This window comes from Gilliamella sp. BG3 (assembly GCF_046635605.1).
Classification (GTDB): domain Bacteria; phylum Pseudomonadota; class Gammaproteobacteria; order Enterobacterales; family Orbaceae; genus Gilliamella; species Gilliamella bombi.
Window position 1 is genome coordinate 61,156 of the sequence record NZ_JBIDFE010000011.1, and the last position, 14,865, is coordinate 76,020.

The window sequence follows — 14,865 nt, forward strand, 5'->3', positions numbered from 1 at the left end:
GTGTGCTGTGTGCTGTGTGCTGTGTGCTGTGTGCTGTGTGCTGTGTGCTGTGTGCTGTGTGCTGTGTGCTGTGTGCTGTGTGCTGTTCCTTTTTCATTGTATCATTTCCTATCTCATTTTTCAAAAATTTTCCACTTTCTTTTGTCTTTATAAAATTAAATGAACAAATTAGTAACTAATAATTTATTAATTACTCTTTCTTAATTCACTTTTAATATATTTTATTTTTAGGGTCTGAAATACATAGTTGATAACTAGCATAAATAATGCATTAGATTATAAACATAAAAACGTATCGCTTTAAAGTAAATAAACTTATTTTTTTGTTAAGATTTGTAAATTTAACTTTTTTATTTATGAATTATATTGATAGAGTTAAATTTATAAGCTGATAATCGAGAATTAAAAGTTTGTAATATTTTGTTGGATATTTTCGTACATCAACAATATAATAACTAGTATTAATTTACTAGCTATTATTTTACTTATTCAAATCATCAAGTATTAGTTGTCATTTTTTAGTTAATATTGTTCATAGCTAAAGAAAGATATTTTATCTACTCCTCATTAAACACTTTTTCTATAATTGCCCACTCTCAATAGTGATTAATATTCAATCATATCTTTTGATTTGTAATGCCTTTAAAATTACTTAATAAATATAAAATATAGATAATTTTATATTTACTTTTCCGCAAGATATTTAGATTTAGTAATCGTTGCTTCCACTGCATCAATAACAGCTGACCTAAATCCTTTGGCTTCAAGTATTTGCACTCCTTCAATGGTTGTACCCGCAGGTGAGCAGACCATATCTTTTAACTCCTCTGTATGTTTACCTGTTTCTAATAATAGTTTTGCCGATCCTAAAACTGCTTGGGCAGCAAACTTGTAAGCTTGTTTTCTTGATAATCCGCCTTTAACCGCACCATCAGCTAATGCTTCAATAAACATAAACACAAAAGTGGGGGAAGATCCACTTGCGCCAATAACTGCGTCACTTAAATCTTCAGGAACAACTTCCGTTTCACCAATACAATTTAATAATTGTTGAACAATAGACAATTCTTCATCGGTAATTTCGGTATTGGGGGTAATTGAACACATAGCGGCATTAACAAGGGCTGGTGTGTTAGGCATAACTCGTATAATTTTTTGCTCATAACCCACGCATTTGGCAATTGTTTTAATGGTAACACCTGCCGCAATTGAAATAACGATGGTATTTTTCTTTAATTCTTTATTAGTTCTTAGTCTACATCAATGTGAATTTTATTGGTTATCTTGGCAAAAAATTTAGTTTTTTCTTGCCTAAATAACCATGATTAGACGTGTTTTAGATGGTAGCTGCAAACTAAGGTGTAACGCAGGCTACTCTATAATCTTGATCAGAATGCTCTTTGGCACCGACAAGACCACTACTAGCTTCTACAACAAAGTTAACATCCCTGGAAAGTTGATCTGATGCCCAATAATATCCGCTCATATCCCTCCACCAAGCAGGATCGCCAACACTAAAAAACTCCCAATCACTATCTTTGTAGTAAATCTGAGTCATACGTCCCCATTCGCTAAGTAATCCTCCCATCCAATAACCATTTACTTTATAACTAATTTTTCGTAAATAGCTTCCGTCTGTTATACCATTTTGCCAATCTACTTCCGTTCTATTTGCATTGGTAAAATCAAGCACTTTGGTCATACGATATCCACCACCATTAAAGTTATTACAAAACGCTACGGCATTTTGATAACCGCCTGCACCGCCTTTTTTAGCTACATACCAACGCTCTAATCTAAAATTATACAATGGGTCATTGTTTTTATCGTGTAAATAAAATGTTGAAGGAATAAAAGAACCAGAATTACTCTCCTTAGGGCCCGTTAAGTTAATTTTTACAAGCCCTGTAGGTAGCGTATTTTCAGCATTTAACGTTAATGTTACCCCTCCTGTCGAAATTGTTCGACCATTCGTATTAACGATATCTTGTGCTTTCATTCCTGCAACACTCAAGTAAAAAAATAAATTATGAGAGCCTGTGGTTGGAAAGTTTGCTCCAGGATTCGCTGGATTATAGGCATAAAATCCTCTATATTTATTCCACTCGCCATTCGGATCGTTAAGAGAAGAAACAGCCCCATCGTAAGGTATATCATTTGAATGCCAATCATATTCTAAGTTAGGCATAGCATAACAGAATTGTGATTTATCCATTTTGGGATAAAGATAATAGGTATGCCTATTTCCAGTAAATTTATCACTTTCAGAAGGAATACCATATTCTGTCTTAATGCTCACATCTTCCACTTCTAACGTCAATTGATAAGGTGCATCACAGCCATTTAATGCTTTATCTGAGTTATCTTTCACATAATTAGTAATATCTTGACCATATAAATTCTGCCATTTAATTTTTAATTTACTTGAATTGACACGATGAAGTGTATCGCCATCATCATCCTTCCAATAACCATTATCAGCAATCACTTTATCTGCCAATACTTCTGGATAATCCCCATGAGGTACTAATGTCTTAATATCTGCAAAAGTGGCCGAAAGTTTATCTAACACTAATGGGTTTTCCATACTTGAGCTATCATTTGATACAGTAATAATTTTGTTTCCGGGCAATGTTACTGATAATAAGGGACTAATTGAATCGGCATGGGTTGCACCGCCATCAAAGGTTAAATAAGGCGCAGTACCCTGAATGTGCTCAGAAGTCGTGGCCGATAATGCCTGCGATTCTAAAGAGTACGGCAATAACAACAATGGCGCTAATGCCAATGAGATTTTTGCAAATAATTTTGTGAATAATTTCGATAATAATTCGAGAGATAATTTCGATGATATAAATGAGTTTCGTGCAAAAACTCGTCGAATAGGGTTATTTGATAAATTTAAGACATAGGTTTGCCAGTGCTTGTGCCTTGTGCCTTGTGCCTAAAATGGTACTGCATTTTGTTCCACCTGTCAAGTAATATTTTGTTTTATTTAGATTTTTATGATTGATCGCTTATTTAATAAGCTTGTCTTTCTAAAGCGATTAAAGTATAGCCGTTTAAGAAATAGTTGGCTAGTTTTTTGGCGGACTTTTTTGTAAAGAAATGTAAAGATGAAAACGATTCGGTTTTATAGATAGGTTAATTTTATAATTAAAATAGGGTGTTAGCTTTAGGACTTTTTGACTTTTACGGAATGATTAATATTGCTGATAACATCTAAAACACAAACACGCCCAACAGCCCAGTTTGGCGTGCTAGCTTTACTTCATTATCGGCATATTTTGGCGCTCTGATAAGGCAAACTTATTAATATTATGGTGCTATAAGCGTGTTTCTTGCTCTAAAATATCTCAGGTAGACTATTGATTTTATTGGATTTTTTATTTTATATTTTTAAATAAAATCAAACATTTATAGATTAGCACTTTTGTTATTATGACTACTTAATTCCACTTTATAAGGTGCATTACATATCGTTAATACATCACTACAGCCTATTGCTTGGTTATTTTTATCTATAATACTCAACATCAAATTCTCAAATGTCGTTACTCTACTTTGTCCGTCTCCATCATCATCTCCACAATAGTTATAACGTGTGACTAATTAACTTATACTCACTAAGTTACTTGATCTTAATGTAGAAACCATCATGCCTATATCTGCAAAACTTTGCTCACCCACTGGTAACTTAATCGGGTTTGTCGCACTTGAAGTGTTAGTTGATAGTGTGATTTTTGTTACAGCTATTTTTTGTATTTTAACTTAGTATATGTTTTAGACTTAACTTTCAAGAATTACTATTCAACTATCAACTTGCTGATGATAGTAATCTGGCATTTAATTATTTTGTATCGAACCCACTTGGGTTATATAATTTTAATTTTATTATAATAAAGGAGTCTGTGATGTGCTTACCTATGTTTAAATATCACCCAAATGCATATCAACTCGATATTTTTGTTAATGAAAAGGGAATTTGTTCCGTTTGTAATCAAAAACGAACAATAAAATATAATTTGGTACCTTATTGTGTTGAAGATCCTGATTATATCTGCCCATGGTGTATTGCCGATGGTTCGGCTGCAGAAAAATATCAAGGTCAATTCAACGATAATTATGGTGTAGAAGATGTACCATCCGAAATGTTAGACGAAATAGTATTAAAAACCCCGAGTTATTCATCATGGCAACAGGAAGTTTGGTTATCGCATTGTAACGAACCTTGTGCTTTTATTGGTTATGTTGGAGCCAAAGAAATTGAACCCTATTTTGATGAAATCTTAGATGATATCCAAGACTATCCCGAAGAATTGATAAAATCGTCTTTATCGAAAGACGGGACGTTCGTTGGCTATTTGTTTGAGTGTGTGCAATGTGCTAAAAAAAGGTTGCATGTTGATTGTGATTGATTTTAATAACTCTATACAGAGTATCGATTTAATATGCTAAATTAAAATAAGAAATAATAGTGTGCAATATCTCACTGATAAAAGGAAATAACTAGGAAAAATGCAACCATGAAAAAAATACCATTGTTATTAACTATATTGTTGTTTAGTTGGTTTAATACTAATTATACGTTCGCCAATACTCAAACTGCATCATCTCAATATAAAAAGCAGTTTGCTGACGTTGCTGATGTTGCCGCTTTTAATGATTATATTGCTTGCTATCCCGTATCTGAACATCTTAATACATATAAAAAAATCGCCAGCCATATCAGAGATACTCATTACCATTTTTTAAGTGATGCTAACTATAATCAACTTGAAAACCAACTTAAAATCATCTTAGAAGATTAGCAGTTATATTTCAAAACTATTTCTTTTTCTTCCATGATCGTTATAAAAACCTTGTTCGTGGCGTATTGTGTATGCAATGACGCCACAAATAGATAACGCTAGGTTAGCGCACTATTCAAGCAATAGCGAAAATAATTTGTGCTACGGTAATTTGATATGATCAATATACCCTTTTACAATATTTACACTTTTTTCAAAGAGTTTTTTTTCATTTTCGTTAAAGTCGAGCTTGATCACTTTTTTAATACCATGTTGGTCTAAAATAGCAGGAACACCAATTGCAACATTTTTATAGCCATATTCGCCGTCTAAAATACAACTAAGCGCTAATGCTCGGTGGCTATTAGTGAATATATGTTGGCAAATTTCGGTGATAGTGCTAGCTATGCCATATTCGGTGCAATGCTTACGGTTAGCAATTTCAAAGCCCATTTTTCGAGCTTGCGTGCCAATTTGTTCAAAATCGATTTTGTTTTTTTCTAAATCATTAAGATTAATTCCATAAACCGATGAATGCGACCAAACAGGGAATTGTGAATCACCATGCTCACCTACAATAAAGGCATCAATGCTTTGTGGACCAATATCCATTTTTTCACCCAATAATCGACGCAAACGTACCGTATCAAGCCATACTCCTGTACCAATCACTCGATGACGAGGCAAGCCAGATAGTTTCCAGACTTGATATGTAATGGCATCGCAAGGATTGGTGGCAATTAAAAATATGCCTTTAAAACCATTGTTCATCATATCAGGCACTATGTTGGCAATGATTTTAGAGGTTCCTGCAAGCTCTTCTGCACGGCTTTTTTGGGCTATGCCTGATGTGACGGTGATAATGGCTATGTCAATGTCTGAACAATCAGTCGATTCACGCAGGCTAACTTTGACCATGTTTTGCCGATAAGCCGCCGCATCTAATAAATCTTGTGCATGCCCATAGGCTAATTCTTTATTAAGATCAACAAGTGCAATTTCTTCACAAATACCTCGGTTAACCAATGTATAAGCCGTTGTTGATCCCACATTACCCACGCCGATAATCATCACTTTTCGCAGTTTCATATTAAGCCTCGCTTTATTAAAAAATAAGGTAAAACAACAAGTGTTTTTCATAGTATAAAGCTAGATTAGTATGATTTAATAAATAATCTTTTCTACTTTAACTATTATTTAAATAGATGGAATTAGCTACTAATTATTTTGGTTTTATATACAATGAATTAATAACATAGCTATGCCTAAAGTTAATTGAGATCGTGAACTTTAAAAAAAATTGACTTTCACCTTTTAAATGATAATAATTCTCATTAACATTTAAATTTATTGCTATAAATAATTGGCAATGAAGTGTCACTACTACAAGTAATTAAATTGAAAGATATTTGTTAGATTTGTTAGAAACAATCACTGAATTTTGCTATTTGTTTATGAGTTAAACGCTAGGAGTCGCTAATGAAATTCAATTTTTTGAAAAATCGTAAAATATTATTAAAGGTTATTTTAACTTCGTTAATTATTTTGACAGGTATGCACAAATCTGCACAAGCGTCAGAAAGGAAATTTAAAGTCGTTACTACCTTTACGGTTATTCAAGATATTGCGCAAAATGTAGCTGGTGATGCTGCTATAGTAGAGTCAATTACCAAGGTCGGCGCAGAAATTCATGAATACGACCCCACCCCGCAAGATATTACCAAAGTGCTTTCAGCAGATTTAGTGTTATGGAATGGCCTTAATTTGGAGCTTTGGTTTAAACGCTTTTTTGAAGATGTAAAAGATGTCCCATCCGTTGTTGTGACTGAAGGTATTGAGCCGATGCCAATCCGCGAAGGAAGCTATAAAGGTAACCCTAATCCACATGCTTGGATGTCGCCAACACTAGCCTTAATTTATATTGAAAATATTCGCGCGGCATTTGTCAAATATGATCCTAAAAATACGGCTACTTATAATAAAAATGCTGCTGATTATATTGCTAAAATTAAAGCGCTTGATGCACCATTACGCGAACGGTTGGCCAAAATCCCTGAGGCAAAACGTTGGCTTGTGACCAGCGAAGGAGCTTTTAGTTATCTAGCTCGCGACTATAATTTGAAAGAAGCTTACTTATGGCCAATAAACGCTGAACAACAAGGCACACCTCAGCAAGTTAGGCAATTAATTGATTTAGTGAGAGCAAATGATATTCCTGTCATTTTTAGTGAGAGTACTATTTCAGATAAACCCGCTAAACAAGTGAGCAAAGAAACCGATATTAAATATGGTGGCGTTTTGTATGTCGATTCGCTTTCAACTAAAAATGGTCCTGTTCCAACTTATATTGATTTGTTAAAAGTGACCGTTGAAACTATTGCTAAAGGATTTGAAAAATAATGACTCAAATTTGCTTGAACGTTGATGATATCACGGTGACTTATAATAATGGCCATACTGCAATTTATGATGCTAGCTTTAGCTTAAACGGTGGTACTATTTGTGCTTTAGTTGGTATTAATGGTAGTGGCAAGTCAACGTTATTTAAAAGCATTATGGGAATGGTTCATCCAACCCGTGGGCGTGTAACTTTTAATGATTTCTCAGTAAAGCAAGCTTTAAAGCAAAATATCATTGCCTATGTGCCACAAACCGAAGAAGTCGATTGGGATTTTCCTGTTCTGGTGTCGGATGTAGTAATGATGGGACGATACGGGCATATGTCTTTTTTACGTATTCCAAGCAAAGAAGACAAAAAACAAGTTAATATTGCTCTTGAACGTGTGAACATGCTTGATTTTAAGCATCGTCAAATTGGCGAACTTTCTGGTGGGCAAAAAAAACGAGTATTTTTAGCTCGAGCATTAGCTCAACAAGGTAAAGTGCTGTTGCTAGATGAGCCCTTTACTGGAGTTGATGTTAAAACTGAAAATGCCATTATTGATTTATTGAAAGATCTGCGTGAAGAAGGCCATTTAATTTTAGTTTCAACCCATAACTTAGGTAGTGTTCCTGAATTTTGTGATCAAGTGGTATTAATTAATCAAACCGTACTGGCCTTTGGTCCAACTAAAACAACTTTTACACCGCAAAATTTAATGACCACCTTTGGTGGTGCACTACGTTACCTTAGTTTATCAGGCGAGAAACTGCATAATGACGAAGATCCTCGTAAAGTATCCATATTAACTGACGATGAGCGTGCTGCTATTTTTTATGGCGAAGGTAAGCATGATTCCCCCCATCGAGATTTATTGATTGACCATCACGATAATAAACCCAAGGGGTAACAATAAATGGAACTTTTACTTGAACCATTTACCTACGATTTTATGCTTAAAGCAATTTGGGTAAGTAGTATTGTTGGCGCTGCTTGTGCTTTTTTATCGGCTTTTTTAATGTTAAAAGGTTGGTCACTAATGGGCGATGCGCTATCGCACTCTGTTGTACCTGGCGTTGCTGGTGCGTATGCACTTGGACTACCTTATTCAATTGGAGCATTTTTTACTGGGTTACTGGCGGCACTTGCAATTACGTTGGTTCGTGCCTTTACACGCTTAAAAGAAGACGCCACTATCGGCTTTATTTTTTCAACCTTTTTTGCTGTCGGTTTGTTAATTATTTCGCTCAATCCAACATCTGTTAATGCACAAACTATTATATTTGGCAATATTCTTGGAATTGATGATAGCGATATGTGGCAAGTGCAAATCATTATTTTGGTATCATTTATACTACTTTTCTTTTTTTGGAAGGATTTGTTGGTTGTTTTTTTTGATGAAACTCATGCCAGATCGATTGGATTAAAACCATTAAAACTAAAAATCCTATTTTTTACTATTTTAAGCGCATGTACCGTTGCAGCATTACAAACAGTTGGGGCTATTTTAGTAATAGCTATGGTTGTTACCCCTGGGGCAACCGCTTACTTACTGACTAATCGATTTTCTCGGCTATTGATTATCTCGGTTCTTATTGGCACTGTAACTAGTGCTGTTGGTGCTTGGATTAGCTACTTTTTAAATGGCGAAACTGGTGGCGTTATTGTAACGTTACAAACGCTGATTTTTATTGCCGCATTTTTATTTGCACCAAAGCAAGGGCTTATTGCCAATCATCTTCAGATCCGTAAAATCCGTTTAAATAAAGGGAGAAAGGTATGACAGAGTTTTGGGAATTTATCTACTATCCTCTGACCCTTCCTCTTATTCAGCGAGCAATTTTAGCTGCACTAGCAACTGGTATAGTTTGTGCCTTGCTTTCTTGCTTTTTAGTTTTAAAAGGCTGGTCATTAATGGGGGATGCAATTTCGCATGCGGTTTTACCTGGAATTGTGCTGGCCTATTTAGCAGGTATCCCCATTATAATTGGTGCTTTTGGTTCAGGCCTATTTTGCTCAATTGCAACAGGTTACATCAAAGAAAATAGCCGATTGAAAGAGGATACCGTAATGGGGATTGTATTTTCGGGTATGTTTGCTTTTGGTTTAGTATTATTTTCAAAAGTAGATACTTCACAGCATTTAAATCATATCCTATTTGGTAGTGTACTTGGCACTAGTTATGACGAGCTTAAAAAGATCATATTTATTGCTACAATTGTATCAATCTTAGTTATTATAAAACGCCGCGATCTTATGCTTTACTGCTTTGATCCTGTACAAGCCAAAGTTGTTGGACTACCAGTTAAACTATTACATTATGGTTTATTAAGTGTGTTAGCTTTAACCATTGTAGGTTCGTTAAAAATAGCGGGTATGATTTTAGTTATTGCTATGCTAATAGCTCCAGGTATAACTGCCTTTTCGTTAACTAAACGTTTTGAATGGATGTTAGTAATTGCTGTGTTAGTTTCCACATTTTCAACGGTGGCGGGCACCTTGATAAGTTATTATGCAGATGCATCAACCAGTGCTTGTATTGTTATTTTGCAGGCAACCATATTTTTATTTGCTCAGGTTTATCAGTTTATTACTAGCAAAAAATTACGCCACTAAAATTATTCTTGTAACTATTGCAAAGAAGCCGTTTTTAGAAATACTTTTTTACAGCTATAAAAAAACAGCGTAATGATATTTTTAAGCCATTTTACGCTGTTATTATTAATTTAATTGTTATTCATCATCCAAATATTTACTATTATCTGCATAATTATCAAAACGTGAAAACTGACCTTGGAATTTTAATCGAACTTTCCCAATTGGTCCGTTTCGCTGTTTTCCTAGAATAATTTCAGCAATGCCTTTATGTTCTGAGGCTTCGTTATAAACCTCATCACGATAGATAAACATAATCACATCAGCATCTTGTTCGATAGAGCCTGATTCACGTAAATCAGAGTTAACTGGCCTTTTATCGGCTCGTTGCTCCAAACTACGATTAAGCTGAGATAGTGCAACAACAGGAACTTGTAATTCTTTAGCCAAGGCTTTTAGTGAACGCGATATTTCGGCAATTTCTAAAGTACGATTTTCAGAAATATTCGGTACACGCATAAGCTGTAAGTAATCAACCATTATCATACTTAAGCCTTTATGTTCCCGATAAATGCGTCTTGCTCTTGAGCGTAATTCCATTGGCGTTAAACCTGATGAGTCATCGATATAAATGTTTTTCTTTTCGAGCAATAGCCCCATTGTGCTTGAGATTCTTGCCCAATCATCGTCTTGCAGTTGTCCTGTTCGAATTTTTGTTTGGTCAACACGTGAAAGCGAAGCTAGCATACGCATCATGATTTGTTCTGAAGGCATTTCTAAACTGAATATTAATACTGGTTTTTCTTGTTCTAGCGCAGCATTTTCGCACAAATTCATAGCAAAAGTGGTTTTCCCCATTGATGGCCTTGCCGCAATGATAATTAAATCGGAACGCTGCAAACCAGCCGTTTTTTTATCTAAATCGATATAACCTGTTGAAACTCCTGTCACACCATCATGTGGACGTTGAAACAACTCTTCGATTTTAGCTACCGTTGCTTCTAGCACTTCGGTAATACTTTTTGGACCTTCACCTTGTTTAGTTCGGCTTTCAGCGATTTGAAATATTTTACTTTCCGCCAAATCTAAAATTTCGGTACTATCTCGCCCTTCTGTTGCATAACAGTTATCAGCAATATCATTTGATGCACTAATTAATTCACGTAAAATCGCTTGTTGGCGAATAATATCACCATAAGCAACAACATTAATCGCACTTGGTGTGTTTTTTGAAAGTTCAGCCAAATAAGCAAAACCACCGACATCAGCTAAAACATCTTTACTTTCAAGGCTTTCAGAAAGGGTAATTAAATCAATTGGTGTACCTTTACTGACCAATGTATGCATTTCAGAAAAAATTAGTTGATGATGACGCGAATAAAAATCGCGATCAGTGATCATTTCAGATACAGCATCCCAACGTTGATTATCAAGCATCAAGCTACCAAGTACTGCTTGTTCAGCTTCAATTGAGTGTGGTGGAAGCTTGATATTATGCAAGTTTGATTTTTTCGCTTCTTGATTTCTAAAATCTTTATTTGTGCTTGTTCGATCAGTCTTCATTACATTTATCTTTTTAATTTAATTAACTTTTTATTGTTTGCTTATTATCCAACTTATTTTAAAAATAATGGGCCTAATGCTTGGGTTGGTATTTGATATTCTGATGGATAATCCACCTGAACTAAATATAATCCTTCAGGTTTTGCTGTTGCAGCAGCTTTCGTTCTGTCTTTAGCCTGCAAAAGTTCGCTAATCCATTCTGGATGTCGATTACCCGCACCAATTTCAAGTAAACTGCCCACAATATTACGTACCATATGGTGAACAAACGCGTTAGCTTTAATATCAACAATAATAAATTCACCTTGTCGCCAAACTTCGATATGATGAATATTACGCCAAGGTGTTCTTGATTGGCACTGCGCTGCTCTAAAGGATGAAAAATCATTCTCACCTAATAAATACTGTGCAGCTTGATGCATTAAGGTTTCATCCAAAGGTAAATAATAATGCGATACTCCTTTAGCTAAAATTGCTGTCCGATAACGATGATTATAAATCACATAACGATAACGCCGAGCAGTAGCACTAAACCGCGCATGAAAACTATCATCAACTACTTGTGACCAACGCACCGCAATATTATCAGGTAAATGAGAATTCACTCCCATTGTCCAAGCACTAGCTGATCGCATGGCTTGGGTTTCAAAATGAATAACTTGACCAGTTGCGTGTACACCAGCATCTGTGCGACCAGCACAAAAGACGTTTATTGGTGAATTAGCAATTGTCGATAGTGCGGATTCTAGTCTTTCTTGAATAGAATCAACATACTGCTGTCGTTGCCAGCCAAAGTAATTACTACCATCATATTCAATACCAAGGGCAATTTTATATATAGTCATTAATGAGGATCTCAAGTGTCTCAATTAACATTAATGCACCTAAATAACGAATATTATCAGCAACTGACCAAAATTGAATTTGTTCATAATGGCCGTAACTGTGTCTCAAATTAGCCAATTTAATAGTTAGTTGACCTTCAGACTCTATACTAACTTCGGTCACTGGAGTTGGCAGATTATCGCTTTGCACTTCAACCCCAAACTCGCTAAAACGTGCCATATCTAACTCAATCGGTAAGCTACTTGATACATTAATAGCTTGTGACACCCCATAAAACACAGGCACAATCACTGACTCAATAGAGACAGGAAGTTCATAATTACTTAATATTTTACGAATTTGATTAACTTGTGACTTTTCACCTAATATTAAATCATCATGTTCGTGCGATACGGGTAATAAGTTAAATGCTAATTGCTTGTCAAATAACTGATTATCAACTGGCATGCCATTTAATAAGCGAGCGCTCTGCCCAGCCAGCTCATCTACTCCTGGCTTACCATACAATGAGGCCGGAATAAAACTGGTGACATGTAAATTGGTTAATAACTCAATATCAGTTAAAGACGCAACACAACGCAATAATTGGCACACTGTGGCACTAGCTACAGCTATAATGTTTTCATTACGGTATTCAGTTAATACACTGTTATTAACTTTAGGTACTACTAATGGAATATGATCCTGCTGAGCAAAATAGCCACTTGCATCAATCACTACACAACCTGATTCTGCCGCAATTTGTGCATATTTTTCACTTGTTTCATAACCAGCAACAAAAAAGGCAAAATGGCACTGACTCCAATCTATTTGTGCACTATCGGTAACAGTTAAATTTTTACCAGCAAAACGAACAACTTCACCAGCACTATTGTCACTACCGACCAAATAGAGATTTTCAATTTTTAGACTATTGTCTTGTAAACTACGTTGTTGTAATAATTCAACTAGCGCAGAACCCACTTGCCCTGTCGCCCCCACAATAGCAATATTCCATGCAGACATATTTATAAACCCAAATAAAAAATTTAACGGTAATTATATCACTATATTGTCAAATATAGCGGAAAAGATATTTTTCAATTTTGGAACACAGATCGACAAAACAAAATCTGAGCCCTTACAAATTAGCTTAATATCCGTAAAGTAATAAGCCACTTTAATCAAAATTTATTCGTTAATATGACAAAAATCACTCTGTCGGATATTGCTACAAAAGCTAATATTTCAGTTGCTTCGGTTTCAAGAGTATTAAAAAAACCACATTTAACTTCTCCTCAAGCTCAACTACGCGTTTATCAAGCTATTGAAGAATTAAATATAGATACATCAAAAAATTTCAAACCCTTTCAATCAATACATAACAGTAGAAAGATATTAATTATTGATAATCAACTTTTTTCAAAAAGTTTAATCAATCTTGGTTTAGAACAAGCTTTGAAAAAAGAGCAGTATCAACTGTTTTATTTGCAGTTTCCTTATAATAACAGAAACGATATCCATCATATTATTCGTTATGTAGCCCAAAATGCATTTGACGGGATTATAATTATCAATGATGCTCCATATTTAAAAACACTGGTTTCTTATAAAGATACATTACCCCCCATTGTATTAGTTAATCACTTTTCGCTTGATTTTATTTGCGTTCACTTTGATCATTTATTGATCGGATATCAAATGACGAAATATTTAACTGAAAATTCTCATACCAAAGTTGCTATTTTACTTAATAATGACCAATTGATAAGTTCAGCACTTTTGCTACAAGGTTATAAACAAGCATTGCTACGTGCCAATATTGTTATTGAGCCTCGATATATTATTCAAGGTTGCTTTACTTATCAACATTCCAGATCAGCTATAAAAAAATTAATAAACGGAAGTAAATTGCCATCAGCAGTCATTTGTGCCGATAATTTTAGCTTAACCTATTTAGATGAAATTTATTATAAAGATCTACACAATCAATCTCCTGATAGCATGGTTTTAGGGGCGTTACATCAAGCCAATGAAAGTAAATCCAAACTAACTAAACCGCTCACTATCTCGTATTTTAGCGCTTCTAAAGAACTTAAATATAATGAATTAGATAATTTATGTAGAATTAATAAACCATTATTTAAAATGGGACAACAGTCTGCAACTTTACTATGTGATATTATTAAAGACACAACAAAGTCTATTAAACACAATAAAATAATCAATGTTGAATCGATGTTTTACTAATACGTGCACTATCTTTAAAAGATAGTCCCTATTTTGTTTTTGCTCGCTTTCATTGCAAATACTCATCGTACATTCTGATATTGCAGAGAGTAAAATAATTCAGAAGTCCAGACCGTTTAGTTTTATTGAGATCTGATATCGCCTTAGCGCTTGGCAAATTGAAATAAGGAGGGTTATAAATAAGGCAAAGTGTAGCCGTAATCTTTTTCCCAGATAGTAAGCTTTTAAGTTGAATAGCCACTTATTAAATTTCATCCATTATCATTTACAGGACTTTACCCAATGTGAATAAATTAATATGAAATTTCAATATTCGAGCATTTTTAATATAAAATTCGGTGATTAAATTGCCTTTCACCTTTAATTAGCAAATACACAAAATTTAGAATTAACTCTAAAAACAAGATAATTTTTCCAAATAACCTTTATTTACTCCATTTAAGATATTAGATAGCAATTATT

The 14,865-nt window shown here is 34.5% G+C and carries 12 protein-coding genes and 1 pseudogene; 7 read left to right on the forward strand and 6 right to left on the reverse strand.

Annotated elements, in window-relative coordinates; genetic code table 11:
• Positions 1–684: 684 nt before the first annotated feature.
• Positions 685–1,230 (reverse strand): annotated as a pseudogene (gene proC, locus ACGH6S_RS06655) (pyrroline-5-carboxylate reductase); the annotation flags it as partial.
• A gap of 124 nt (positions 1,231–1,354) precedes the next feature.
• Complete coding sequence (locus ACGH6S_RS06660; RefSeq protein WP_411578515.1) at positions 1,355–2,788, reverse strand: hypothetical protein; 1,434 nt, start codon at positions 2,786–2,788, stop codon at positions 1,355–1,357.
• 1,126 nt (positions 2,789–3,914) lie between these two features.
• Between ACGH6S_RS06660 and ACGH6S_RS06665 the strand changes: the two genes are divergently transcribed.
• Complete coding sequence (locus ACGH6S_RS06665) at positions 3,915–4,418, forward strand: CbrC family protein (protein WP_065590690.1); 504 nt, start codon at positions 3,915–3,917, stop codon at positions 4,416–4,418.
• Positions 4,419–4,526: 108 nt separating this feature from the next.
• Positions 4,527–4,811, forward strand: a complete 285-nt coding sequence (locus ACGH6S_RS06670) for a hypothetical protein (RefSeq protein ID WP_411578514.1) — start codon at positions 4,527–4,529, stop codon at positions 4,809–4,811.
• Between the two features lie 141 nt (positions 4,812–4,952).
• On the opposite strand, the gene ACGH6S_RS06675 is transcribed toward ACGH6S_RS06670, so the two are convergent.
• The gene (locus ACGH6S_RS06675) at positions 4,953–5,879 is read right to left on the reverse strand and encodes an L-lactate dehydrogenase (protein ID WP_065590692.1); all 927 of its coding nucleotides are present in this window, start codon (positions 5,877–5,879) and stop codon (positions 4,953–4,955) included.
• Positions 5,880–6,344: 465 nt separating this feature from the next.
• Between ACGH6S_RS06675 and ACGH6S_RS06680 the strand changes: the two genes are divergently transcribed.
• Genes ACGH6S_RS06680 through ACGH6S_RS06695 form a run of 4 tightly spaced genes read left to right on the forward strand, consistent with a single transcriptional unit; the run spans position 6,345 to position 9,786 of the window.
• Positions 6,345–7,190 carry a metal ABC transporter substrate-binding protein gene (locus ACGH6S_RS06680; RefSeq protein WP_411578540.1) on the forward strand — a complete coding sequence of 282 codons (846 nt, stop codon included), beginning with the start codon at positions 6,345–6,347 and terminating at the stop codon, positions 7,188–7,190.
• Positions 7,190–8,080 carry a manganese/iron ABC transporter ATP-binding protein gene (locus ACGH6S_RS06685; protein ID WP_411578513.1) on the forward strand — a complete coding sequence of 297 codons (891 nt, stop codon included), beginning with the start codon at positions 7,190–7,192 and terminating at the stop codon, positions 8,078–8,080. The genes ACGH6S_RS06680 and ACGH6S_RS06685 overlap by 1 nt, the downstream gene beginning before the upstream one ends.
• A gap of 6 nt (positions 8,081–8,086) precedes the next feature.
• Complete coding sequence (locus ACGH6S_RS06690; protein ID WP_411578512.1) at positions 8,087–8,953, forward strand: metal ABC transporter permease; 867 nt, start codon at positions 8,087–8,089, stop codon at positions 8,951–8,953.
• A complete protein-coding gene (locus tag ACGH6S_RS06695; RefSeq protein ID WP_411578511.1) occupies positions 8,950–9,786 on the forward strand; it encodes a metal ABC transporter permease in 837 nt (278 codons plus the stop codon). The genes ACGH6S_RS06690 and ACGH6S_RS06695 overlap by 4 nt, the downstream gene beginning before the upstream one ends.
• 117 nt (positions 9,787–9,903) lie before the next feature.
• Here the strand turns inward: ACGH6S_RS06695 and dnaB are convergent, their stop codons facing one another.
• From dnaB to ACGH6S_RS06710, 3 genes are read right to left on the reverse strand one after another with little or no spacing between them, the layout of a single operon-like run.
• The gene (dnaB, locus tag ACGH6S_RS06700; RefSeq protein WP_411578510.1) at positions 9,904–11,328 is read right to left on the reverse strand and encodes a replicative DNA helicase; all 1,425 of its coding nucleotides are present in this window, start codon (positions 11,326–11,328) and stop codon (positions 9,904–9,906) included.
• Positions 11,329–11,381: 53 nt separating this feature from the next.
• The gene (gene truA / locus ACGH6S_RS06705) at positions 11,382–12,173 is read right to left on the reverse strand and encodes a tRNA pseudouridine(38-40) synthase TruA (protein WP_411578509.1); all 792 of its coding nucleotides are present in this window, start codon (positions 12,171–12,173) and stop codon (positions 11,382–11,384) included.
• Positions 12,160–13,179, reverse strand: coding sequence for an aspartate-semialdehyde dehydrogenase (locus tag ACGH6S_RS06710; protein ID WP_411578508.1), 1,020 nt, complete (start codon positions 13,177–13,179; stop codon positions 12,160–12,162). Before ACGH6S_RS06710 ends, truA begins: the two co-directional genes overlap by 14 nt.
• A 177-nt stretch (positions 13,180–13,356) precedes the next feature.
• On the opposite strand from ACGH6S_RS06710, the gene ACGH6S_RS06715 reads away from it, so the two are divergent.
• Complete coding sequence (locus ACGH6S_RS06715) at positions 13,357–14,403, forward strand: LacI family DNA-binding transcriptional regulator (RefSeq protein ID WP_174798056.1); 1,047 nt, start codon at positions 13,357–13,359, stop codon at positions 14,401–14,403.
• Positions 14,404–14,865: the final 462 nt, after the last annotated feature.